A 23879-nucleotide genomic window follows, 5' to 3' on the forward strand; every position below is an offset into this window, starting at 1 on the left:
TTGTCTCCAATGTGCACATGAAAAATCAGCAGGCTGGCAGCGCAACTGACCCCACCAGCCATTGGCCGATCGTCGACATGAATGATCGACAATCACTGTCATCATGTTTTATCCCCTGGTGTTACAAAATGACTGGAAAGTCGCGTTTTCCGGGTGCTTTCGAGCATTTGACAACGCCGACCTTTTCGGAGAATGTGTGCGTACCCAAATCAAACGGGCGTATGAATTGAGCGTTTGTATGTTCACATCGCTCGTACAGAATCCCGACTAGCGCGCTGACGGGTGTGCCTGGGGGAGGGGCGTAAAGCCGGCCTTCCTGCCAGTGATCGGCGTGTACAGTTCAGCTTCCATATCGTGGAGATCAGTTGATGATTTACGAAGGTAAAGCCATCACGGTTAAGGCTCTTGAAAGCGGCATCGTCGAACTGAAGTTCGACCTCAAGGGTGAGTCCGTCAACAAATTCAACCGCCTTACCCTGAACGAGCTGCGTCAGGCCGTAGACACCATCAAGGCCGACGCCTCCATCAAGGGTGTGATCGTCAGCAGCGGCAAGGACGTGTTCATCGTCGGTGCCGACATCACCGAATTCGTCGACAATTTCAAGCTGCCCGAAGCCGAGCTGGTGGCCGGCAACCTGGAAGCCAACCGTATCTTCAGCGACTTCGAAGACCTCGCGGTGCCAACCGTCGTGGCCATCAACGGCATCGCCCTGGGCGGCGGCCTGGAAATGTGCCTGGCGGCGGATTACCGCGTCATGTCCAGCAGCGCCAAGATCGGCCTGCCGGAAGTCAAGCTGGGCATCTACCCGGGCTTTGGCGGCACCGTTCGCCTGCCGCGTCTGATCGGCTCGGACAATGCCATCGAGTGGATCGCCTCGGGCAAGGAAAACCGCGCCGAAGACGCCCTGAAAGTGGGCGCCGTCGATGCCGTGGTCGCCCCTGAGCTTCTGCAGGCCGGTGCCCTGGACCTGGTCAAGCGCGCCATCAGCGGAGAGCTGGACTACAAGGCCAAGCGTCAGCCCAAGCTCGAGAAGCTCAAGCTCAACGCCATCGAGCAGATGATGGCCTTCGAAACCGCCAAGGGCTTTGTCGCCGGTCAAGCCGGCCCGAACTACCCGGCTCCGGTCGAAGCCATCAAGACCATCCAGAAGGCCGCCAACTTTGGCCGTGACAAGGCCCTGGAAGTCGAAGCCGCAGGCTTTGCCAAGCTGGCCAAGACCTCGGTCGCCGAGAGCCTGATCGGCCTGTTCCTGAACGATCAGGAGCTCAAGCGCAAAGCCAAGGCCCATGACGAGATCGCTCGTGACGTGAAGCAGGCTGCCGTACTCGGCGCCGGCATCATGGGTGGCGGTATCGCCTACCAGTCGGCCGTCAAGGGCACGCCGATCCTGATGAAGGATATCCGTGAAGAAGCCATCCAGCTGGGCCTGAACGAAGCGTCCAAGCTGCTTGGCAAGCGCGTCGAGAAAGGTCGCCTGACCCCGGCGAAGATGGCCGAGGCACTCAACGCCATTCGCCCGACCTTGTCGTATGGCGATTTCGCCAACGTCGACATCGTCGTCGAGGCCGTGGTCGAGAACCCAAAGGTCAAGCAGGCGGTGCTGGCCGAGGTGGAAGGGCAGGTCAAGGAAGACGCGATTCTGGCGTCGAACACCTCGACCATTTCGATCAACCTGCTGGCCAAGGCCCTCAAGCGTCCGGAAAACTTCGTTGGCATGCACTTCTTCAACCCGGTGCACATGATGCCGCTGGTAGAAGTCATTCGTGGCGAGAAGTCCAGTGAAGTGGCGGTCGCCACCACCGTGGCCTACGCCAAGAAGATGGGCAAGAACCCGATCGTGGTCAACGACTGCCCGGGCTTCCTGGTCAACCGCGTACTGTTCCCGTACTTCGGCGGCTTCGCCAAGCTGGTCAGCGCAGGCGTCGATTTCGTGCGCATCGACAAGGTCATGGAGAAGTTCGGCTGGCCGATGGGCCCGGCCTACCTGATGGACGTGGTCGGCATCGACACCGGCCACCATGGTCGCGACGTGATGGCTGAAGGCTTCCCGGATCGCATGAAGGACGATCGCCGCTCCGCCGTCGACGCCCTGTACGAAGCCAATCGCCTGGGGCAGAAGAACGGCAAGGGCTTCTATGCCTACGAAACCGACAAGCGCGGCAAACCGAAGAAAGTCGCCGACGCGTCCGTGCTGGACGTGCTCAAGCCGGTGATCTTCGAGCAGCGTGAAGTCAGTGACGAGGACATCATCAACTGGATGATGGTGCCGCTGTGCCTGGAGACCGTGCGCTGCCTGGAAGATGGCATCGTCGAAACTGCAGCCGAGGCGGACATGGGCCTGGTCTACGGCATCGGTTTCCCTCCCTTCCGCGGTGGTGCGCTGCGCTACATCGATTCGATCGGTGTTGCCGAGTTCGTTGCCCTGGCCGACAAGTACGCCGATCTGGGTCCGCTGTACCACCCGACTGCGAAGCTGCGTGAAATGGCCAAGAACGGCCAGCGCTTCTTCAACTGAACGGCCACGAGCTAGAGCGAGATTATTGATATGAGCCTGAATCCAAGAGACGTGGTGATTGTCGACTTCGGTCGCACGCCGATGGGCCGTTCCAAGGGTGGCATGCACCGCAACACCCGCGCCGAAGACATGTCGGCGCACCTGATCAGCAAGCTGCTGGAGCGCAACGACAAGGTCGATCCGAAGGAAGTCGAGGATGTGATCTGGGGCTGCGTCAACCAGACCCTGGAGCAGGGTTGGAACATCGCGCGCATGGCGTCGCTGATGACCCCGATCCCGCACACCTCCGCCGCCCAGACCGTCAGCCGCCTGTGCGGCTCGTCGATGAGCGCGCTGCACACCGCTGCCCAGGCGATCATGACCGGCAACGGCGATGTATTCGTGGTCGGTGGTGTCGAGCACATGGGGCACGTCAGCATGATGCACGGCGTCGACCCGAACCCGCACCTGTCCTTGCACGCCGCCAAGGCTTCCGGGATGATGGGCCTGACTGCGGAGATGCTCGGCAAGATGCACGGCATCACCCGTGAGCAGCAGGACCTGTTCGGTCTGCGTTCGCACCAGTTGGCTCACAAGGCCACCGTCGAAGGCAAGTTCAAGGATGAGATCATCCCGATGCAGGGCTATGACGAGAACGGCTTCCTCAAGGTCTTTGACTACGACGAAACCATTCGTCCCGAGACCACCCTCGAGGGCCTCGCTGCGCTCAAGCCGGCGTTCAACCCCAAGGGTGGCACTGTCACCGCCGGTACCTCGTCGCAGATCACCGACGGTGCCTCGTGCATGATCGTCATGTCCGGCCAGCGTGCCATGGACCTCGGCATCCAGCCATTGGCCGTGATTCGTTCGATGGCAGTAGCCGGTGTGGATCCGGCGATCATGGGTTATGGGCCGGTGCCTTCGACTCAGAAAGCCCTCAAGCGCGCGGGTCTGACCATCGCCGACATCGATTTCTTCGAGCTCAACGAAGCCTTCGCCGCACAGGCCCTGCCAGTGCTGAAGGATCTGAAAGTGCTCGACAAGATGGATGAGAAGGTTAACCTGCACGGCGGCGCCATCGCCCTGGGCCACCCGTTCGGTTGCTCCGGTGCGCGGATTTCCGGCACTCTGCTCAACGTCATGAAGCAGAATGGCGGTACGCTGGGTGTTGCGACCATGTGCGTTGGCCTGGGTCAGGGGATCACCACTGTCTTCGAACGCGTCTGATCGCTTCGCAGAACAGCAGCCGGGGCCTTGTGCCCCGGTTTTTTGTTTTTTACAGGATTTGTTCAAGAGGGTGGGCAGCATGCAGATACAACCAGGCGTATACCGGCATTACAAAGGGCCTGAGTACCGTGTCTTCAGCGTTGCGCGGCACTCGGAGAGCGAAGAGTGGATGGTGTTCTACCAATGCCTGTATGGTGACTATGGGTTCTGGGTACGTCCACTTTCGATGTTCCAGGAGTCGGTCGAGGTTGACGGCGAGCAGGTGCCACGCTTTGCTTTGGTCAAGGCCGAAGAGGGGCTTGCGGCACTGGCCGGGAAGCCCTGCGAGTGATCGACCGCGCTTGACCTCACTCTTTTGCCACTATATATAGCGGTGCCGCGTCCGGCACCTGACGCGTTTTTCATCTTCAGATTCAGGAATACTCCGATCCATGGGCAAATCGCTGGTCATTGTGGAATCCCCGGCCAAGGCCAAGACCATCAACAAGTACCTGGGCAGCCAGTACGTGGTGAAGTCGAGTATCGGCCATATCCGAGACCTCCCCACCAGCGGTTCGGCCAGTACGGCCAAGGAACCGGCGGCCAAGCGCGGCAAGACCGCGGGTGAGGCTCCGGCGCTGACGCCAAAGGAGAAAGCCCGGCGCCAGTTGGTGGCGCGCATGGGCGTCGACCCGGAGGCCGGCTGGAAAGCCAAGTACGAGATCCTTCCCGGCAAGGAGAAGGTGATCGATGAGCTGCGCCGCCTGGCCAAGGATGCCGACACCATCTATCTCGCAACCGACTTGGATCGCGAGGGGGAAGCCATTGCCTGGCACCTGCGCGAAGCCATTGGGGGAGATGACAGCCGTTACAAGCGCGTGGTGTTCAACGAAATCACCAAGAAGGCCATCCAGGAGGCGTTTTCGCAGCCTGGCGACCTGGATATCGCTCGGGTCAACGCCCAGCAGGCGCGGCGCTTCCTCGATCGCGTGGTGGGCTACATGGTTTCGCCGCTGCTGTGGTCCAAGATCGCCCGTGGCCTGTCTGCCGGTCGTGTGCAATCGGTAGCAGTGAAACTGGTGGTCGAGCGTGAGCGCGAGATCCGTGCGTTCAATCCCGAGGAGTATTGGGAGGTCCATGCTGACCTGGGTACTGCGAAGAACGCCAAGGTGCGCTTCGAAGTGGCGCGCGAGAACGGCGAAGCCTTCAAGCCGTTGAACGAAGCGCAGGCCATGGCGGCGCTGGAGAAGCTCAAGGCTTCCAGCTACAGCGTGATCAAGCGTGAGGATCGCCCGACCAGCAGCAAGCCGTCGGCACCCTTCATCACCTCGACCTTGCAGCAGGCGGCAAGCAATCGCCTGGGCTTCGGGGTAAAGAAGACCATGATGATGGCCCAGCGTCTGTATGAAGCCGGTTACATCACCTATATGCGTACCGACTCGACCAACCTGTCGACCGATGCCGTTGAAATGGCGCGCAGCTACATCGAAAGCGAGTTTGGCAAGCAGTACCTGCCGGCCGCTCCGGTCGTCTACGGCAGCAAGGAAGGGGCACAGGAGGCGCACGAAGCGATTCGTCCGTCCGACGTCAACACCCATCCGACCAAACTCAGCGGCATGGAACGCGATGCCGAGCGCCTGTACGAGCTGATCTGGCGCCAGTTCCTGGCCTGCCAGATGCCACCGGCGCAGTACCTGTCCACGAGCGTCACCGTGGCGGCTGGCAACTTCGAGTTGCGTGCCAAGGGGCGTATTCTCAAGTTCGACGGTTACACCCGCGTATTGCCTCAGCAGGCCAAGCCGGGCGAGGACGACGTGCTGCCGGAAATGGGGCAGGGCGAGACGCTCAAGTTGATCCAGCTCGATCCGAGCCAACATTTCACCAAGCCGCCAGCGCGCTTCACTGAAGCGAGCCTGGTCAAGGAAATGGAAAAGCGCGGTATCGGTCGTCCGTCGACCTATGCAGCGATCATTTCCACCATCCAGGACCGCGGTTACGTGACCCTGCACAACCGCCGCTTCTACTCCGAAAAGATGGGCGACATCGTCACCGAGCGTTTGTCGGAAAGCTTCTCCGATCTGATGGACTACGGTTTCACCGCCGGCATGGAGGAGAACCTCGATGATGTGGCCCAGGGTGAGCGTGACTGGAAGAACGTGCTCGATGAGTTCTACGGCGATTTCAGCAGAAAGCTGCTGGCGGCCGAGTCCGCCGAGAATGGCATGCGTGCCAACCAGCCGACCCTGACCAACATTCCATGCAAGGAATGTGGTCGCCCCATGATGATCCGTACCGCGTCCACCGGAGTGTTCCTCGGCTGTTCGGGCTATAGCCTGCCACCGAAAGAGCGCTGCAAGGCCACTGTGAACCTGGTGCCGGGCGACGAAATCGCGGCGGATGACGAAGGTGAGTCCGAGTCGTTGGTGCTGCGCGGCAAGCACCGCTGCCCGATCTGTTCGACGGCGATGGATGCCTATCTGCTCGACGAGAAGCACAAGCTGCATATCTGCGGTAACAACCCGGATTGTGCCGGCTACGAGATCGAGGAAGGCAGCTACCGTATCAAGGGGTACGAAGGGCCGAGCCTTGAGTGCGACAAGTGCGGCAGCGAGATGCAGCTCAAGACCGGCCGCTTCGGCAAGTTCTTCGGTTGCACCAACCCGGCGTGCAAGAACACCCGCAAGCTGCTCAAGAGCGGTGAGGCGGCGCCACCGAAGATGGACAAGGTGGAGATGCCGGAGCTCAAGTGCGAGAAGGTCGATGACACCTACGTGCTGCGTGACGGTGCCTCGGGCTTGTTCCTGGCGGCAAGCCAGTTCCCGAAGAATCGCGAGACCCGTGCGCCATTGGTGCTTGAGATCATCCCGCACAAGCACGAGATCGACCCCAAGTACCACTTCCTCTGCGATGCGCCGCAGAAGGATCCGGACGGTCGTCCGGCGGTGATCCGCTATAGCCGCAAGACCAAGGAGCAGTACGTGCAATCCGAGGTAGACGGCAAGCCGACAGGCTGGAAGGCGTTCTACGACGGCAAGGCGTGGAAGGTCGAAGACAAGCGCTGATTCTTCGGTGTTTTGATCAGGGCCGCTTTGCGGCCCTAATCATTTATGATGCAGCTATTCGCCTTGCTGCCTATGGGAGGTCATCCGAAATGGCCCAGGAACTCTACACCCGCACCAACCAGAAACTGTTCTTTGCAGGCCTGGCCCTCGAGTCCATGGCCAAGGCAGGGCAGAGCCAGGCCATGAACGCCCAGGGCCTGATCCAAGCTGAGCGCGAAGCGGCGTTGTTCCATCTGTATGGGGCGTTGCTCGGGCTGTGTCACGAGATTGCTGGTTTCTATCGCCTGCCGCAGGCGAAGGCGTCCCGTGCGGAGCTGTTGCTTGACGATGAAACGCTGAAGACCGTTGCCATTCCGGAAATGGCCGAGATGCTTGAGCTGGCACGCCAGCCGCAAACCTGGCTGGCGCAGTTGATCAAGGCTTATGCCGATTTGTTCCAACCACCGGTCGCGAAGAAAGTCGCCAAGACCGATGTCACCCAGCCGTTGATTCAGGCCGTCAATCTCGATGAAGTCGAGGAAATCGTGCTGTCTCGGGAACAGTTGGAAGAGTGGCGGCAGAACCTCAAAGGGCTTGTAAGACGTTTCCGGGAAGCGTTGAGTGAGTGCTGACAATCTGCGCGGCTGGTACACTACTCGCCTTTCGTGAACAGCAGGCCCTTTATGTCAACGTCCTTTCTAGAAATTGTCGAATTGCCTGATGGCCGGATCGAACTGCGCCGTGCCGAGGACGAGGGTTCGCTGGTTACCCTGGATTTCTCCGAAGATGCCAAGGCATTTCTTCAAGGGCAGCATGTAGAAGTGGCCAAAGCCATGCTCAGCGTTGGTGTGCAGATGGCAGGTAAATTGATCGAAGGCGACTTCGAGCGTGATGAGGGGCCGCGTGTTCTGCATTGAACACGCCAGTTGAGTCATCATTGCAGATCGTACAGGCAAAGCCTGAACATCAGCCGAGGCGGATGTTCAGGCTTTGTGCGTTTCCGCAGGTGGCGGCACGAACGAGCTGTTGGCGGATGCTGGTATTGACGTTGCCGAGCCAGCTGACCACGGTGTGACTATGGCCCAGGCGTAGCGCTTCGCAGGCCAGTTGCAGGGCGCTTTGGTTGCTTCCGGGGTGCAGCAGCAGGATGCGTTCGCGATTCAGGCCCGCCTCACGCAGCCAGGTTTGGGTGAGGCTGGCCGGCGGTGCGATCAGTGTCAGCCAGCGCGCATCATCTTCTTCGCTCAGCTCGCGCAGGATAGGGGCCAAAAGGCTCTGGCAGTGCCCTGGCGCGCCGCGCAGCGACAGTTCACTGAACAGTTCAGGTTGGCCGGGCTTGCGCGGTTCCTCTCGACTTTTCAGGCCTGGCAGTACCGGCTGTGCGAGAAAGGCTTCGAACAATGGCAATTGTGCGGGCTGCGATAAATGGGCGGACTGCTGCATGACGCCTCCTGGATCAGCGGCGAATGACGCCGACGCTCAAGCCCTCGATCACCAGCTCCTGATCTTTCAGGTCGACTTCGATGGGGGCGAATTCGGGGTTTTCGGCAATCAGCCAGACCTTGCTGCCCTCGCGCTTGAAGCGCTTGACGGTAACTTCGTCACCGATGCGGGCGACCACGATCTGGCCGTTGCGGGCTTCGCGGCAGGTGTGCACGGCGAGCAGGTCGCCGTCGACGATGCCGATATCCTTCATGCTCATGCCGTGGACGCGCAACAGGTAGTCGGCGCGGGGATGGAAGAAGGCTGGATTGATGTTGCAGGATTCCTCGATGTGCTGCTCGGCGAGGATCGGGGCACCTGCTGCAACACGACCGATGATCGGCAGGCCGCTGTCGTCAGGCTTGGCTTCGAGGCCAGGGATGCGAATGCCGCGGGAGGCGCCAGGCGTCATCTCGATGGCGCCTTTGCGCGCCAAGGCCTTGAGGTGCTCTTCGGCGGCATTGGGCGACTTGAACCCTAGCTCTTGTGCGATTTCTGCGCGGGTAGGCGGGAAACCGTTGTCTTCGAGGCAACGTTTGATGAAGGCCAGGATCTCGGCTTGGCGTGGCGTCAGTTTCAGCATGGCGAGTGGCTCTGTCTTTTTATACAGTGACTGGGATTATATACAGTGCAGGGGCTGCTGCAAGCTCCACGCTTCAAGAAAATCGCCGCGATCTGCCAGGCGTTGTGCCCAGCCCTTGATATTTGTGGCTTGCAGCTTGAGCCACGGCGCTTTAAAAAGGGCGACCGTCGGGTCACCGAACCTTGACATGCGCGTGCTTGAAACGTATGTTTCAAACAACTGTTTGTCAGGCGGATAAGTCATGGCCCAATCGGAAACCGTTGAACGCATTCTCGATGCTGCCGAGCAGCTGTTCGCGGAAAGAGGTTTCGCGGAAACTTCGTTGCGTTTGATCACCAGCAAGGCCGGGGTCAACCTGGCGGCGGTGAATTACCATTTCGGCTCCAAAAAGGCGCTTATCCAGGCGGTATTCTCGCGCTTCCTCGGTCCGTTCTGTGCCAGCCTGGAGCGTGAGCTCGAGCGCCGCCAGGCGCGCCCGGAGCAGAAGCCGACGCTCGAAGAGCTGCTGGAGATGCTGGTGGAGCAGGCCCTGGCCGTGCAACCGCGCAGCAACAACGACCTGTCGATCTTCATGCGTCTGCTGGGTCTGGCCTTCAGTCAGAGTCAGGGCCACCTGCGCCGCTACCTTGAAGACATGTACGGCAAGGTGTTCCGGCGCTACATGCTGTTGGTCAACGAAGCTGCTCCGCGCATTCCCCCCATCGAGCTGTTCTGGCGCGTGCATTTCATGCTGGGTGCCGCGGCGTTCAGCATGTCCGGTATCAAGGCGCTGCGCGCCATCGCTGAAACCGATTTTGGCATCAACACTTCGATCGAGCAGGTCATGCGCCTGATGGTGCCGTTCCTCGCCGCCGGCATGCGTGCCGATACCGGGGTGACCGACGAGGCCATGGCGGCCGCGCAACTGCGACCACGCAGCAAGAGCGCAGTCAGCGGTACGCCAGCCAAGGCTTGAGCACTGGGCGCAGCAGGACGCTTCGGCTAAGCTAGCGCCCATGCCCGACCTTGATTTCCTGCACATCTCCCTCGCAGACCAACGCCTTTACGGATTTTTCCGGGGGACGTTGTGCGTGCGCCTGGATGTTTCCACTGCGCGTCTGGGAGCGGGTGAACTCAAGGGTTCCGGCTGCACACCGCGTGGCCTGCATCAGGTCAGGGCGAAGATCGGCGCTGGATTGCCGCAAGGGGCTGTGCTCCGCAGTCGACGCTGGACCGGCGAAGTCTGGTCGTGCGCTCTGCATGAGCAATTTCCAGGCCGAGACTGGATCCTCACCCGAATCCTCTGGCTCAGTGGCTGCGAACCGGGCGTCAACCGCCTGGGTCGAGTCGATACCTTTAGTCGTTACATTTACCTGCACGGCACGCCTGACAGCGAACCGCTGGGCGTGCCGTTGTCCCATGGCTGCGTGCGCCTGCGCAACCGCGAGCTGTCGGATCTGTTCGAGCGCGTACCGCTCCATTGTCCGGTGCGCATAGACGAGGCTGCCTGCCCGCAATGGGCCTCTCTGGATATTTAATGAAGGACACCCTATGACTGCCAGCCTGCAAGGCTCCCTGATGGTGGATATCGCCGGTCAATGGTTGACCCCCGAGGATCGTCACCTCCTGCGCCAGCCCGAAGTGGCCGGTCTGATCATCTTTGCCCGTAACATCGATAGCCCACGCCAGGTGCGCGAGCTGTGCGCCTCGATCCGTGCTATTCGTCCTGACCTGATCCTGGCGGTCGATCAGGAAGGTGGTCGGGTCCAGCGTCTGCGCCAGGGCTTCGTACGTTTGCCCGCCATGCGTGCCATCGCCGACAACGCCAACGCCGATTACCTGGCCGAACAATGCGGTTGGCTGATGGCGACCGAAGTTCTCGCGGTCGGCCTGGACCTGAGCTTTGCGCCGGTGCTGGACCTCGATCACCAGCGCAGCGCGGTGGTTGGTAGTCGTGCCTTCGAGGGCGATCCACAGCGCGCCACGCAACTGGCCGGTGCTTTTATTCGTGGCATGAACGCCGCAGGCATGGCGGCCTGTGGCAAGCACTTCCCGGGGCACGGTTGGGCCGAGGCCGACTCGCACGTGGCGATCCCGACCGATGAGCGCAGCCTGGCGCAATTGCGCGAGGCTGACCTGGTGCCGTTCACCCGCCTCAGTGGGCAACTGGCAGCGGTGATGCCGGCCCATGTGATCTACCCCCAGATCGACAACCAGCCGGCAGGTTTCTCGCGGCGCTGGCTGCAGGACATCCTGCGTGGTGAGCTGGGCTTCGAGGGGGTGATCTTCAGTGACGACCTGTCCATGGCCGGTGCGCATGTGGTGGGCGATGCGGCCAATCGCATCGAGGCGGCGTTGAGCGCCGGTTGCGACATGGGCCTGGTGTGCAATGACCGGGCGGCGGCGGAGCTTGCACTGAGCGCGGCGCAGCGCTTGAAGGTGCGGCCTTCGCCACGTATCGCCGGCATGCGCGGGCGGGGCTTTGCGCGCACCGACTACCGTCAGCAGCCGCGTTGGCTCGAGGCGCTGGGGGCTTTGAAGGACGGGCAGTTGGTGGATTGACCGGGGTGTCTGCGAAGTAGGCGCCCCGTATTCAGCGCCCTCGCTTGCCCGGCAACGGCGCGAACAGTGCTTCGATCTCGTCATCCCCGAGCCGCCACTGACCGGCCTGCCCACCATCGAGCAGGCCGGCCGCGAGGGCGGCTTTCTCTTGCTGCAACTGCTGGATCTTTTCTTCCACCGTGCCGCGGGTGATCAGCTTGTAGACGAACACCGGCTTGTCCTGACCGATGCGGTAGGCGCGGTCGGTTGCCTGGTTCTCGCTGGCCGGGTTCCACCAGGGATCGTAGTGAATCACCGTGTCGGCAGCGGTCAGGTTCAGGCCAGTACCGCCGGCCTTGAGGCTGATCAGGAACACTTCACTGTCGCCGCTCTGGAACTGTTGAACCGGCGCGCGGCGGTCGCGGGTGTCTCCGGTCAGCAGGCTGTAGCGAATGTCGCGCTTTTCCAGCTCCTGTTCGATCAGTGCGAGCATCGAGGTGAACTGGGAGAACAGCAACACTCGGCGGCCTTCACTGAGCAGTTCCTCGAGCATTTCCATCAAGCTGCCCAGCTTGCCCTTGTCGGCTTGATTGCCCTTGGCTTCCACGCCCTTGACCAGGCGCAGGTCGCAGCACACCTGGCGAAGCTTGAGCAGGGCGTCGAGGATGACGATCTGGCTGCGTGAGGCGCCGTTACGGGCGATTTCATCGCGCACCTTCTTGTCCATCGCCACGCGCACGGTTTCGTAGGTGTCACGCTGTGCATCGCTGAGGTCCACCCAGTGAACCATCTCGCTCTTGGCCGGCAGCTCGCGGGCCACCTGCTCCTTGCTGCGGCGCAGCAGGAAAGGGCGGACCCTGCTGGCCAGGTGGGCCAGGCGCTCGCGGTCGCCATGACGTTCGATGGGGGTGCGGTAATCCTGGTTGAAACGTTTCTGATCGCCCAGCCAGCCGGGCATCAGGAAGTGGAAAATCGACCATAGCTCACCCAGGTTGTTCTCCATGGGCGTGCCGGTCAGGCACAGGCGCTGGTTGGCCTGCAGCTCCCGGGCGGCCTGGGCGGCCTTGCTGGTGCTGCTCTTGATGTTCTGTGCTTCGTCCAGCACCAGCACGTGCCAGGCTTGGGCCTGCAGTTGCTCGAGGTCGCGTGGCAGCAGGGCATAGGTGGTCAGGATCAGGTCGTACTCGTGCAGTGCGCCGAAGAACCGGGTGCGGCCCGGGCCGTGCAGGGCCAGGACACGCAGGTCGGGTGCGAAGCGCTGGGCTTCGTCCAGCCAGTTGGGCACAAGGCTGGTGGGCATCACTGCCAGGGCGGGATGGGCCAGGCGCCCGGCTTCTTTTTCCAGCAGCAGGTGGGCAAGGGTCTGCAGGGTCTTGCCCAGGCCCATGTCGTCGCCGAGGATGCCGCCGGTGCCCATCTCGCGCAGGGCCTGCAGCCAGTTCAGGCCCTGCTGCTGGTAGGGGCGCAAGGTCGCGGCCAGGCCCTTGGGTGGCTCGACCTCCAAGTCGCGCGCATCGCGCAGGCGCCGACCCAGGTCACGCAGTTGTTCGCCACCTTCCCATTGCAGGGGCAGGTGCTCGATATCGTTAAGGCGTGCGGCATCGGCGCGTTCCATGCGCAGCGTCGGGCCGGTGGCATCCTCGTGCAGGTACAGCTCGCCGAGGGTGCCCATGACTGCCTTGATCCGCCCGTAGGGCAAGGCGACACGCATGGCCGGACTGTCCAGGCGGCCGCGGTTGAGGTCGATCAACAGGTGTTCATCGTCGCCGCGCCGCGCAAGTTCGCTGGGGCGCAGCAGTTCGGGGCTGCTGCGCAGCAACTGCAGGACAATCGGCAGCAGGCTGTGGCGCTGGCCGTCGACGACGATGCCCAGTTCCAGGTCGAACCATTCGTGGCCGGGGGCTTCCTGAATGTTGGCGTACCAGTCTTCCACGTCGTGGAGGTTGAAGGCGAAGTCGCGGTGGACATCCACCTTCCAGCCTGCCTCGCGTAGTCGCAGCAGCTCTTCGCGGGCAAAACGCAGCCAGGTTTCGTCGTCGGGCAGTTGGAACATCTCGCCGGCGCTGTCGGGCAGGGCCTTGCTCTGGCGCGTGGCAGGCTTGAAACCGAGCTTGCGCAGGGTGTCGCGCAGGCGTTTTTCATGCTGCGGCTGGCGGCGAATGCGTTGGCTGGTGCTGTCTACCAGGCGGCTCAGCGGCTTGTCGTCGGGGCCGCTGGTGCGCAACCCGTCGTAGTCGAACGAGAGCGCGGCGCGGTGTTGCATCTGGCGCTGCATGCGTCCGGTCTTGGGCATGTAGGCGCTGAATTCGAGGCTGCCAAGGGTCAGGTGGGGGATGGGCTCGATGTTGTCGAGCAGTTCCTGCTTCACCGTTGTCGGGGTTGGCAGTCGGTGGTTCAGGGCGTTGAGTTTGTGGCTGAGTGGCACGATCAGGTGTTCCGGTACATCGGGTGCGAGCGAGAGCTGGATGGCGGTGTGCGGGTCGAGACTGTGGGCGACGGTACCGACTTCTCTGGTCATGACATCGAAGTAAAACAACGGCACCAGCGGCAAGACGCAAAGCAGCGGTTTGTCGGCGCTGTACCACATGCCGCGGTATTCGCCGCTGTCCAGGCGCACCCAGCGAAATTCCGCCTGGCGTTCCTGGCCGCGGCGCAGCAGCGGCAATTCTTCCATGAACATCAGGCGTCCGGTTTCCAGCACCCGTTGCAGTAGCTCGCCGCCTTCCTGGCCCTTGAGCACGTAGCCGCGCTCCTGGCCGTAGGGTGCGTTCTGTGCCGACAACTGGCGCAGGATGCGCAGATCTTCTTCCTTGACGAACTTGGGCGGCTCGTAGAGCAGTTCGTACAGCGAGTGCACCCGGCTGTAGCGTATGCCGTCATCGCTGCGAGTGCCCTTGCGAACGCGCAGGGCGCAGCCCTGATCGCCCAGCAGCATGAGCTGGTAGCAGACCATGCGTCCGCGTTTGTCTTCGCCAGGCTGGTGGGTGCTGGGGCGTTGCTCAAGGCCCTGCAGCCAGTGTTGCAGGTGATGGGGCAGGTGATCGCTGGCCGCCGGTTGTGCCGTATGGCGGTGGGCGAGCGTGTAGAGCACGGCGGCGCAGTGCTTGCAGTTCTCGCCGACCGGGCAGGTGCACTGACCGCGAACATGGCAGTGTCCGGCGGAGGTGAAGGTGATGATGATCCGTTGACGATAACGGCTGTCGCCGCTGCCGCTGCAGGTTGCCTCGATGCGCGCATCGCCGTGGGAGAGGATCTCTACCCTGCCTTGCTCGGCATAGCGTTCACCACGCTGCAGGGCACCGGCGTCGAATTCGCGCTTCCAGCTTGGATTTTCCGCAACCTGCTTCTGCACGTCACTCACGTGTCACTGCTCCATCATTTCCGGATCCAGTGTCGGCAGCTTGCGCATCCCGGACGGTGCAACCTTGATCAACAGCGCCAGGTGCCCGCCGTCGAGGAAGGTCAGCTGGCCGTTCTTCACATTGCTGTTGCTTTGCTTGAATTGCTCGCTGCGCAGCACGCTGCCGTTGCCGTCCAGTTCGTTGACCCAGAAGTTGGCCTCGATGCGCGTGAAGCGGCCCTCGGCGATGCTCAGGTTGCCCTCGATGGGGAAGTGCCCGAACTGCTCGTCGCCTGCGCCCACGGCAATGCGGCTGGGCTCGCTGCCCACCTGCTGCTGCCAGGCCTTGTGCAGCAGCACAGTGTAGTCGGCAGTGGCTTGCAGGCGGGTGGCTTCGTCAGCCAGTGCCAGCGGGCGCTCGGCGTCCTTGGCCAGGCGCGGCGCGCCGGCGCTCCAGTTTTCGGGGGCGAACGGGCTGGTCACGGCAGGCACGGCGTTCTGCCGCAGGAGGAGGATTTCCACCTGATAAGGGCCTTCGGCGAAGGCCGTTACTGGCGCGATGAGCGTCAGCAACAAGGTCAGGCAACGAATGGCGCGCATGGAGCTTCCTTAATTTGACTGTGGGGCCAGGCGCTCGAACAGCGCCTCCAGGGTATTGAAGCGTTCTTCCGGGCGTTCCATTGGCACCAGGAAGCGGAACTGGGTCGCGCCTTCGAACTTATAGCGCTTGGGCTGGCCCTGGATCAGTTTGATCAGGGTCAGCGGATCGACCGGTGTTTCGGCCTCGAACTCAAGCTTGCCGCCATTGGGGCCGGCATCGACCTTCTTGATGCCAAGCTTCTCGGCCTGCAGCTTGAGCAGCGTCAGGCGCATGAGGTTCTTGGTCGGCTCGGGCAGCAGGCCGAAGCGGTCGATCATCTCCACTTGCAGGTCCTTGAGCCCTTCTTCGTCGGCCGCCGAGGCGATGCGCTTGTACAGGATCAGGCGGGCGTGCACATCGGGCAGGTAGTCTTCGGGGATCAGCGCCGGCAAGCGCAGGTTGATCTCCGGGCCGCCGCCCAGTGGTTGCTCGAGATTGGGTTGGGTGCCCTTGCGGATCGCCTTGACCGCACGTTCGAGCATTTCCATGTAGAGAGTGAAACCCACTGCCTGGATCTGCCCGCTCTGGCCTTCGCCGAGCAACTCGCCGGCGCCGCGGATCTCCAGGTCGTTGGTGGCCAGCACGAAGCCTGCGCCCAGGTCCTGGGTGTTGGCGATCGCCTCCAGGCGCTTTTCGGCATCGCCGCTGATCTGTTGGCGGGGCGGGGTGAGCAGGTAGGCGTAGGCCTGGTGGTGGCTGCGTCCGACCCGGCCGCGCAGCTGGTGCAACTGGGCCAGGCCGAACTTGTCGGCACGTTCGATGACGATGGTGTTGGCGCTAGGGACGTCGATGCCGGTCTCGATGATGGTCGAGGCGATCAGCACGTTGAAGCGCTTGTGGTAGAAATCGCTCATCACCTGTTCGAGTTCGCGCTCGCGCATCTGCCCGTGGCCAATGCCGATGCGGGCCTCGGGCACCAGTTCGGCGAGGTCGGCGGCGCATTTCTCGATGGTCTTCACATCGTTGTGCAGGTAATAGACCTGACCGCCACGCAACAACTCACGCAGCAGCGCTTCCTTGACCGTGCTCTTGTTCTGCTCCATGACGAAGGTGCGCACCGACAGGCGTCGCGCCGGCGGAGTGGCGATGATCGACAGGTCGCGCATGCCGGCCACGGCCATGTTCAGGGTGCGCGGGATTGGCGTGGCGGTGAGGGTGAGGATGTCCACCTCGCTGCGCAGCGCCTTGAGCTGTTCTTTCTGGCGTACGCCGAAACGGTGCTCTTCGTCGATGATCGCCAGGCCCAGGTCCTTGAAGCGTACGTCGTCCTGCAGCAGCTTGTGGGTGCCGATGAGGATGTCGATCTTGCCTTCGGCAAGGTCTGCGGCGGCGGCGGCCACTTCCTTGGCGGACTTGAAGCGGCTCATCACTTCGACCGTCACCGGCCAGTCGGCAAAGCGATCGCGGAAGCTGTTGTAGTGCTGCTGGGCGAGCAGGGTGGTGGGGACCAGGACCGCGACCTGGCGACCGCTGTGCACCGCGATGAAGGCTGCGCGCATGGCCACTTCAGTCTTGCCGAAGCCGACATCGCCACAGACCAGTCGGTCCATGGGCTTGGCCGCAAGCATGTCGAGGCGCACGGCCTCGATGGCGGCCTGCTGGTCGGGCGTCTCCTCGAACGGGAAGCCGGCGCTGAAGGTGGCGTAGTCGGCGGCCGGGTCGGCGAAGGCGTAGCCCTTGCGCGCAGCACGGCGGGCATAGATGTCGAGCAGCTCGGCGGCCACGTCGCGCACCTGTTCGGCGGCCTTGCGCTTGGCCTTCTGCCAGGCTTCGGAGCCAAGTCGGTGCAGCGGCGCCAGGGCGTCGTCGCTGCCGGTATAGCGGGCGATCAGGTGCAGGTTGGCCACCGGCACATAGAGCTTGGCGCCCTCGGCGTATTCCAGGGTGAGGAACTCGGCGGCCTGGCCGTCGATTTCCAGGGTGGCCAGGCCCAGGTAGCGGCCCACGCCGTGATCGATGTGCACCACAGGGGCGCCTTCGCGCAGCTCGGTGAGGTTCTTGATCACTGCGTCGTTGGCCGCTTCGCCGCGCTTGTCGCGACGTCGGCGCTGCATCACGCGCTGGCCGAACAACGGGCTTTCAGCCACAAGGGCCAGGCTCGGGTCATCCAGCAGCAGGCCTTCATCGAGCGGGGCGATGGTGATCGCCAGGCGCTCGCTGCCAGTGATGAAATCGTCCCAGCCCTCGACGGTGTGCGGGCGCAGCTTCAGGCGTTCGAGCAGCTCCAGCAGTACCTCACGGCGGCCTGCCGATTCGGCGGTGAACAGCACGCGGCCGGGGAACTGGTCGAGGAAGTTCGACAACTCAGCCAGCGGCTGGTTGGCCTTGGCCTCGATGGCAAGGTTGGGCAGGGCGCGGGCCGGGAAGCGCTCGCGGCCAGCGCCTGGCTCGAGTTCGTCGGCGCTGACCACCACGCGCGGCCATTGCTTGAGGCGGGCGAAGCAGTCCTCGACCGGCATGAACAGCTCGGCCGGTGGCAGCAAGGGGCGGCTGAGGTCGCCGCGGCGCTCTTCGTAGCGCCCGCGTACGTCGTTCCAGAAGTGTTCGGCGGCCTGCTCGACACCGGGCAGGGAGAATACCTGGGTGTCTGCCGGCAGGTAGTCGAAGAGTGTCGCGGTCTCTTCGAAGAACAGTGGCAGATAGTATTCGATGCCGGCCGGGATGATGCCGCTGGTCAGGTCCTGGAAGATCGCACTGCGCCGGAAGTCGACGTCGAAGCGCTCTCGGAAACGGGCCTTGAAGCGTGTCACCTCATCCTTGTGCATAGGGAATTCGCGGGCCGGCAGCAGGCGGATCGAGTCGACCTTGTCGACCGAGCGCTGGGTCTCCGGGTCGAAGGTGCGCAGGGTCTCGATCTCGTCGTCGAACAAGTCGATGCGATACGGCGCCTTGCTGCCCATGGGGAACAGGTCGATCAGCGCGCCGCGCACGGCAAATTCACCATGCTCGTAGACCGTGTCGACGCAGCGGTAGCCGCTGGCTTCCAGGCGGGTGCGCATCTGCTCGACGTCGATCTTCTGGCCCACGTCCAGCACCAGGCTGCTGCCCAGCAGGAAACGGGTCGGGGCCAGGCGGTGCAGGGCGGTGGTGATCGGCACCACGAGAATGCCGTGGTCCAGCTCTGGCAGTCGGTAGAGGCTGGCAATGCGCTGGGAGATGATGTCCTGGTGCGGCGAGAACAGATCGTAGGGCAGGGTTTCCCAGTCGGGGAACGGCAGCACCGGGAGCTGCGGGGCGAAGAAACGCAGCTCCTGTTCCAGGCGGTCGGCGGCCTGGCTGTCGGCAGTCAGCAGCAGGGTAAAGCGCCCGGCGCTGCTGGCGGCCTCGGCGATGGCGAGACTGAGGGCGGCACCGGGCAGGTTGCCCCAGGTTTGTTTGCCGGCCGTGGCCGACAGTTGCGGAAGGCGCAGAACTGACACGGAAGATCCGACTCCAAGCGTTGCGGCAAAGAGGTCAATTGTACCGGCGACGCTGCTCGCTGTCAGGCTCGAAAGGCCATGGCGGCTGGCTTTGCGGGTAGCGACAGGCGCTCATTGCCCGATACGCATCGGGGCGTCATAATGTAGCCCCTTTTTTCTGTCCCTACATGTGGAAGGTTCCCGTGACTCAGAAGCCCGACCAGTGTCTTGGTGAGTGGATCGATCGTGAAGCCCTGGCTGAAGCGATGATCCCGCTTATCGGTCAGCTCTACCGCAACAACAATGTGGTGAGCTCGATCTATGGCCGCAGCCTGATCAACCGTTCGGTTATCTCGATCCTCAAAGCGCATCGCTTTGCACGTCACCGTCAGACCGACGAGACCGAACTGTCCGTACACGAGACATTCCCCCTGCTCAAAGCCATGAGCGAGCTGAAACTGGGCGCCGCCTCGGTCGACCTGGGCAAGCTGGCCAACAAGTTCAAGCAGGAAGGCAACGGTCGCACTGCCGAGCAGTTCGTCCGTGAAGAGCTGGCTGATGTGGTTGGCCAGCAGAACGCTTCGGCGCGCAAGGGCACCGACGTCGTCCTGTACGGCTTCGGCCGCATCGGCCGCCTGCTGGCGCGCATCCTGATCGAGAAGACCGGTGGCGGCGACGGCCTGCGCCTGCGTGCCATCGTCGTGCGCAAGGGCGCCGAGAACGACCTGGTCAAGCGTGCCAGCCTGCTGCGCCGCGATTCGGTCCATGGCCCGTTCGATGGCACCATCACCATCGATGAAGCCAACAACACCATCACCGCCAACGGCAACCTGATCCAGGTCATCTACGCCAAGAGCCCGAGCGAAGTCGACTACACCCAGTACGGCATCGAAAACGCACTGATCGTCGACAACACCGGCGTCTGGCGTGATGCCGACGGCCTGGGCCAGCACCTGGCCTGCCCGGGCGCTGCCCGTGTGATCCTCACCGCTCCTGGCAAGGGTGCGCTGAAGAACATCGTGCACGGCATCAACCATGGCGATATCGCCGCCGATGACAAGATCATCTCCGCGGCGTCCTGCACCACCAACGCCATCGTGCCGGTGCTCAAGGCCATCAACGACCAGTACGGCATCGTCAACGGCCACGTCGAGACCGTTCACTCGTTCACCAACGACCAGAACCTGATCGACAATTTCCACAAGGGCAGCCGTCGCGGTCGTGCCGCGCCGCTGAACATGGTCATCACCGAAACCGGCGCCGCCACTGCCGCAGCCAAGGCACTGCCAGTGCTCAAGGGCAAGTTGACCGGCAACGCCATTCGCGTACCGACACCGAACGTGTCGATGGCCATCCTGAACCTGAACCTGGAAAAGGCCACCAACCGCGAAGAGCTCAACGAGTACCTGCGCCAGACCGCCATGCACTCGGAACTGCACAAGCAGATCGACTACGTCAGCTCCCAGGAAGTGGTTTCGACCGACTTCGTCGGCTCGCGCCACGCCGGTGTGGTCGATGCCGAAGCGACCATCTGCAACGATAACCGTGTTGTCCTGTACGTCTGGTACGACAACGAATTCGGTTACAGCTGCCAGGTCGTTCGCGTGATGGAAGAAATGGCCGGTGTGAACCCGCCAGCGTTTCCACGCTGATAGGCTTGTAAGGCCATGAAAAAACGGGAACCTTCGGGTTCCCGTTTTTTTTTATGTTGTGTCTGTGCCGGCCCGGCAAAGGTAAACGTTCGTCCCGCCACAGAAGCGGCACAGGCAACCGAGAATCTGAATCTTGCGCAAAGCCTTCCTGCTTATCCTGATGCTGCTATCGGCCTGCGACCAGCAACCCACGCTGGAGCGCCTGGGCGGTCCGACCATGGGTAGCAGCTACAGCATCCAGTATGTTCGCAGCCCCGGCGGCCCGGCGCCGAGCCAGGTGCGCGAGGCAGTCGAAACCATCCTGCATGGCATCGACGCGTATTACTCCACCTACCGTGACGACTCCGTTGTCAGCCGTTTCAACCAATTGCCGGCCAATCAATGTCTGACCATCCCGCAGGGCATGCTCGAGCTGGTCACCTTCGGCCAGCACCTGGCCGATGTGAGCGAGGGGGCGTTCGACCTCAGTGTCGAGCCACTGCTCAACTTGTGGGGTTTCGGCCCGCAGGCCCGCCAGGAGCAGGTGCCCGATCCCCAGGCCCTGGCTTTGGCCCATCAGCGCGTAGGTTATCGTCACCTGCACATCGACGGCGAGCGTCTGTGCAAGGACGTTGCGCTGGAGTTGGACTTCAACAGCATCGCTGCCGGTCACGCCGTCGACCTGATCGCCGAGCGCCTGCGGGCGATGGGTATCGACAGCTTTGTCGCCGAAGCCACCGGCGAGTTGCAGGCCGCAGGCCGCAAGCCCGATGGCAGCCCTTGGCGCATTGCACTGGAACTGCCGCGCGAGGATCGCCAGATCGCTCGCCAGGTGATAGCCATCGATGGCCTGTCGGTGTCGACCTCGGGTGACTACCGCAACTATTTCGAGGACAATGGCCGGCGCTATTCGCACACCTTCGATGCCCGCCTGGGGCGTCCGGTGGTGCACGATCTGGCTGCGGTCACCGTGCTGGACCGCTCGGCGCTGATCGCCGACGGTTACTCGACGCTGCTGTTGATTCTCGGGCCCGAGCGCGGCTGGGATTTTGCTGTGGCCCACGGCATCGCTGCCGTATTGGTGACCCGGGTCGAAGGTGGTTTCGTCTCCCGTTCCACGCCAGGTTTCCAGCGGGTGTTGAAAGGCGGGTGAAAGGCAGGGCACGGATGATCGCGGCCACGGAAACGGCGAAATGACATGTAGTGCAGGCAAAGATGGCCTACGACGCGACCAAGGGTTAATGTGCGCGGCGTTCACGCTTGATTAGACTGCACCCGAATTTTTTCATGGCGCCCCGGCGGCATGATGAGCCCCGCGGCCAGCCGGCCGGCGGGCCAGTTCTGAAGGAGTACGCATGGCTGTCTACAACTACGACGTAGTGGTGCTGGGTTCCGGCCCGGCCGGAGAAGGCGCGGCAATGAACGCCGCCAAAGCGGGGCGCAAGGTCGCAATGGTCGACAGCCGTCGCCAGGTCGGCGGCAACTGCACCCACCTGGGCACCATCCCGTCCAAGGCACTGCGTCACTCGGTGCGGCAGATCATGCAGTTCAACACCAACCCGATGTTCCGCGCTATTGGTGAGCCGCGCTGGTTCTCCTTCCCCGACGTGCTCAAGAGCGCCGAGAAGGTGATTTCCAAGCAGGTTGCCTCGCGCACCGGCTACTACGCGCGCAACCGCGTCGACGTGTTCGTCGGCACTGGCAGCTTCGCCGACGAGCAGACCGTCGAAGTGGTCTGCCCCAACGGCGTGGTCGAGAAGCTCAACGCCAAGCACATCATCATCGCCACCGGCTCGCGCCCTTATCGCCCGGCCGACATCGACTTCCACCACCCTCGCGTCTATGACAGCGACACCATCCTCAGCCTGAGCCACACGCCGCGCAAGCTGATCGTCTATGGTGCCGGGGTGATCGGTTGCGAATACGCCTCGATCTTCAGTGGCCTGGGTGTGCTGGTCGAGCTGGTCGACAACCGTGGCCAACTGCTGAGCTTCCTGGATTCGGAAATCTCCCAGGCGCTGAGCTACCACTTCAGCAACAACAACATCACCGTACGCCATAACGAGGAGTACGAGCGTGTCGAGGGCCTGGACAACGGGGTGATCCTGCACCTGAAATCGGGCAAGAAGATCAAGGCCGACGCCTTGCTGTGGTGCAACGGCCGTACCGGCAACACTGACAAGCTGGGCCTTGAGAACATCGGCATCAAGGTGAACAGCCGCGGCCAGATCGAGGTCGACGAGAACTACCGCACCAGTGTGCCGAACATCTACGGTGCCGGTGACGTGATCGGTTGGCCGAGCCTGGCCAGTGCCGCCCACGACCAAGGGCGTTCGGCGGCAGGTAGCATCGTCGACAACGGCAGCTGGCGCTTCGTCAACGACGTGCCGACCGGTATCTATACCATTCCGGAGATCAGCTCGATCGGCAAGAACGAGCAGGAGCTGACCCAGGCCAAGGTGCCATACGAAGTGGGCAAGGCGTTCTTCAAGAGCATGGCGCGTGCGCAGATCGCCGGCGAGCCGCAGGGCATGCTGAAGATCCTGTTCCACCGCGAAACCCTGGAAATCCTTGGCGTGCACTGCTTCGGTTACCAGGCTTCGGAGATTGTCCACATCGGCCAGGCGATCATGAACCAGCCGGGTGAGCTGAACAATCTCAAGTACTTCGTCAACACCACCTTCAACTACCCGACCATGGCCGAAGCCTATCGGGTAGCTGCCTACGACGGTCTGAACCGGCTTTTTTGAGCGGCTCCGGCCGGTGGCCTGAGCCGGTCGGGGAGACCGATTTCAGCCCTACCCGAGGGTGGTCTTGGCCAAACCGGGAAAGTCTGTAATCAGGCTGTCCACGCCAAAATCGGCGAGTCGGCGCATCAGCGCCGGCTCGTTGACCGTCCACACCGACACATGCAAACCCTGCTTCTGTGCCTTGGCCAGGCGTTCGGGGGTGCACAGTGTCCAGTTCAGCGCGAGCATCTCGCAGCCATAGTTCTGTGCGACTTTCAGCGGGTCGAGCCAGGCGTACTCGGCAACCAGCCCGCGCGCGATGTCGGGCACCAGTTCCTGCGCTGCCCCCAGCACTTCCCGTGAGCTCGAGGTGATGGTCACCTTGTCGAGCAGGCCATACTGTTGGGCCAGTTCGCGAATCGCCAGCACCGTGCTTGCCGCGCGGGTGCGCGAAGCACTCTTGACCTCCAGCTGCCAGTGGGCAAAGGCGCATTTCTCGAACAGCTCTTCAAGGCGCGGAATAGGACAGGGCTGCACATGTCCGGGGCCGCCCTTGCGTGCGTCGTAGGTGACCAGGTCCGCTGCCGAGTGTTCGACGACCTTGCCGCGTCGCCCAGTGGTGCGCTTGAGGGTCGGGTCATGGATCACCATCAGCTCGTTGTCGGCCGACAGGTGCAGGTCCAGCTCGCAACGGTCGACGCCGTGCGACAGGCACTGGCGGAAGCTGGTCAGGGTATTCTCGGGCGCTTCGCCCTTGGCGCCGCGATGGCCGTAGATCAGGGTCACGTTCGTTCCTTCAGGTCAAAAGGGAAAA

18 protein-coding genes are annotated in these 23879 nt (G+C 62.6%); 12 read left to right on the forward strand and 6 right to left on the reverse strand.

The annotated features are described in order from the left end of the window. Positions 1-368 precede the first annotated feature (368 nt). From fadB to HU748_RS07705, 6 genes are all read left to right on the forward strand, one after another. On the forward strand, positions 369-2516 hold the full coding sequence (gene fadB, locus HU748_RS07680) for a fatty acid oxidation complex subunit alpha FadB (RefSeq protein WP_186666319.1): 2148 nt from the start codon (positions 369-371) through the stop codon (positions 2514-2516). Positions 2517-2546: 30 nt separating this feature from the next. After that, positions 2547-3722 (forward strand): acetyl-CoA C-acyltransferase FadA, encoded by a 1176-nt coding sequence (gene fadA, locus HU748_RS07685; RefSeq protein WP_186708386.1) that lies wholly within the window; start codon positions 2547-2549, stop codon positions 3720-3722. Positions 3723-3801: 79 nt separating this feature from the next. After that, positions 3802-4053, forward strand: coding sequence for a DUF1653 domain-containing protein (locus HU748_RS07690; RefSeq protein WP_186708384.1), 252 nt, complete (start codon positions 3802-3804; stop codon positions 4051-4053). A gap of 100 nt (positions 4054-4153) precedes the next feature. After that, complete coding sequence (gene topA / locus HU748_RS07695) at positions 4154-6763, forward strand: type I DNA topoisomerase (RefSeq protein ID WP_186708382.1); 2610 nt, start codon at positions 4154-4156, stop codon at positions 6761-6763. Positions 6764-6852: 89 nt separating this feature from the next. Continuing rightward, a complete protein-coding gene (locus tag HU748_RS07700; protein WP_186666314.1) occupies positions 6853-7374 on the forward strand; it encodes a DUF6586 family protein in 522 nt (173 codons plus the stop codon). A 51-nt stretch (positions 7375-7425) separates the two neighbouring features. Then, on the forward strand, positions 7426-7659 hold the full coding sequence (locus tag HU748_RS07705) for a hypothetical protein (protein WP_186666313.1): 234 nt from the start codon (positions 7426-7428) through the stop codon (positions 7657-7659). A 49-nt stretch (positions 7660-7708) separates the two neighbouring features. Here HU748_RS07705 and sulA read toward each other — a convergent pair whose 3' ends face one another. Both sulA and lexA read right to left on the reverse strand, forming a co-directional pair. Continuing rightward, on the reverse strand, positions 7709-8185 hold the full coding sequence (gene sulA, locus HU748_RS07710; protein WP_186666312.1) for an SOS-induced cell division inhibitor SulA: 477 nt from the start codon (positions 8183-8185) through the stop codon (positions 7709-7711). 13 nt (positions 8186-8198) lie between these two features. Continuing rightward, entirely contained in the window at positions 8199-8807 is a 609-nt protein-coding gene (lexA, locus tag HU748_RS07715) for a transcriptional repressor LexA (RefSeq protein ID WP_054894445.1), read from the reverse strand. A gap of 241 nt (positions 8808-9048) precedes the next feature. Here lexA and HU748_RS07720 point away from each other — a divergent pair, with 241 nt between their 5' ends. From HU748_RS07720 to nagZ, 3 genes are read left to right on the forward strand one after another with little or no spacing between them, the layout of a single operon-like run. After that, entirely contained in the window at positions 9049-9762 is a 714-nt protein-coding gene (locus HU748_RS07720) for a TetR/AcrR family transcriptional regulator (protein ID WP_186666311.1), read from the forward strand. 40 nt (positions 9763-9802) lie between these two features. Then, positions 9803-10324: a L,D-transpeptidase gene (locus HU748_RS07725; protein ID WP_186719916.1), complete on the forward strand. Its 522-nt coding sequence runs from the start codon at positions 9803-9805 to the stop codon at positions 10322-10324. A gap of 25 nt (positions 10325-10349) precedes the next feature. Next, positions 10350-11348 (forward strand): beta-N-acetylhexosaminidase, encoded by a 999-nt coding sequence (gene nagZ, locus HU748_RS07730; RefSeq protein ID WP_186720080.1) that lies wholly within the window; start codon positions 10350-10352, stop codon positions 11346-11348. A gap of 31 nt (positions 11349-11379) precedes the next feature. Here the strand turns inward: nagZ and HU748_RS07735 are convergent, their stop codons facing one another. Genes HU748_RS07735 through mfd form a run of 3 tightly spaced genes read right to left on the reverse strand, consistent with a single transcriptional unit; the run spans position 11380 to position 18726 of the window. Next, positions 11380-14679: a DEAD/DEAH box helicase gene (locus HU748_RS07735; protein ID WP_346655460.1), complete on the reverse strand. Its 3300-nt coding sequence runs from the start codon at positions 14677-14679 to the stop codon at positions 11380-11382. A 12-nt stretch (positions 14680-14691) separates the two neighbouring features. After that, positions 14692-15267, reverse strand: a complete 576-nt coding sequence (locus HU748_RS07740) for a CsiV family protein (protein WP_186719920.1) — start codon at positions 15265-15267, stop codon at positions 14692-14694. A 9-nt stretch (positions 15268-15276) separates the two neighbouring features. Beyond that, positions 15277-18726, reverse strand: coding sequence for a transcription-repair coupling factor (mfd, locus tag HU748_RS07745; protein WP_186708372.1), 3450 nt, complete (start codon positions 18724-18726; stop codon positions 15277-15279). A gap of 167 nt (positions 18727-18893) precedes the next feature. Between mfd and HU748_RS07750 the strand changes: the two genes are divergently transcribed. The 3 genes from HU748_RS07750 (at position 18894) to sthA (ending at position 23086) form a co-directional block, all read left to right on the forward strand. After that, positions 18894-20357: a glyceraldehyde-3-phosphate dehydrogenase gene (locus HU748_RS07750; protein ID WP_186666302.1), complete on the forward strand. Its 1464-nt coding sequence runs from the start codon at positions 18894-18896 to the stop codon at positions 20355-20357. 133 nt (positions 20358-20490) lie between these two features. Next, complete coding sequence (locus tag HU748_RS07755; protein WP_186719928.1) at positions 20491-21489, forward strand: FAD:protein FMN transferase; 999 nt, start codon at positions 20491-20493, stop codon at positions 21487-21489. Positions 21490-21691: 202 nt separating this feature from the next. Next, a complete protein-coding gene (gene sthA / locus HU748_RS07760; RefSeq protein WP_186666298.1) occupies positions 21692-23086 on the forward strand; it encodes a Si-specific NAD(P)(+) transhydrogenase in 1395 nt (464 codons plus the stop codon). A 48-nt stretch (positions 23087-23134) separates the two neighbouring features. Here sthA and HU748_RS07765 read toward each other — a convergent pair whose 3' ends face one another. After that, positions 23135-23851 (reverse strand): glycerophosphodiester phosphodiesterase, encoded by a 717-nt coding sequence (locus tag HU748_RS07765; RefSeq protein ID WP_186719930.1) that lies wholly within the window; start codon positions 23849-23851, stop codon positions 23135-23137. Between the last annotated feature and the right edge of the window lie 28 nt (positions 23852-23879).

The organism is Pseudomonas sp. RW3S2, assembly GCF_014268955.1.
In the GTDB taxonomy this organism is placed as follows: domain Bacteria; phylum Pseudomonadota; class Gammaproteobacteria; order Pseudomonadales; family Pseudomonadaceae; genus Aquipseudomonas; species Aquipseudomonas wayambapalatensis.

What these genes read in the sequence shown, in the direction of transcription:
- HU748_RS07705 (WP_186666313.1), top strand. Translation starts at nt 7,426, where the DNA reads ATGTCAACGTCCTTTCTAGAAATTGTCGAATTGCCTGATGGCCGGATC.
- HU748_RS07700 (WP_186666314.1), top strand. Translation starts at nt 6,853, where the DNA reads ATGGCCCAGGAACTCTACACCCGCACCAACCAGAAACTGTTCTTTGCA.
- HU748_RS07690 (WP_186708384.1), top strand. Translation starts at nt 3,802, where the DNA reads ATGCAGATACAACCAGGCGTATACCGGCATTACAAAGGGCCTGAGTAC.
- sulA (WP_186666312.1), bottom strand. Translation starts at nt 8,185, where the DNA reads ATGCAGCAGTCCGCCCATTTATCGCAGCCCGCACAATTGCCATTGTTC.
- HU748_RS07720 (WP_186666311.1), top strand. Translation starts at nt 9,049, where the DNA reads ATGGCCCAATCGGAAACCGTTGAACGCATTCTCGATGCTGCCGAGCAG.
- lexA (WP_054894445.1), bottom strand. Translation starts at nt 8,807, where the DNA reads ATGCTGAAACTGACGCCACGCCAAGCCGAGATCCTGGCCTTCATCAAA.
- fadB (WP_186666319.1), top strand. Translation starts at nt 369, where the DNA reads ATGATTTACGAAGGTAAAGCCATCACGGTTAAGGCTCTTGAAAGCGGC.
- sthA (WP_186666298.1), top strand. Translation starts at nt 21,692, where the DNA reads ATGGCTGTCTACAACTACGACGTAGTGGTGCTGGGTTCCGGCCCGGCC.
- fadA (WP_186708386.1), top strand. Translation starts at nt 2,547, where the DNA reads ATGAGCCTGAATCCAAGAGACGTGGTGATTGTCGACTTCGGTCGCACG.
- HU748_RS07740 (WP_186719920.1), bottom strand. Translation starts at nt 15,267, where the DNA reads ATGCGCGCCATTCGTTGCCTGACCTTGTTGCTGACGCTCATCGCGCCA.
- HU748_RS07750 (WP_186666302.1), top strand. Translation starts at nt 18,894, where the DNA reads ATGTGGAAGGTTCCCGTGACTCAGAAGCCCGACCAGTGTCTTGGTGAG.
- topA (WP_186708382.1), top strand. Translation starts at nt 4,154, where the DNA reads ATGGGCAAATCGCTGGTCATTGTGGAATCCCCGGCCAAGGCCAAGACC.
- HU748_RS07725 (WP_186719916.1), top strand. Translation starts at nt 9,803, where the DNA reads ATGCCCGACCTTGATTTCCTGCACATCTCCCTCGCAGACCAACGCCTT.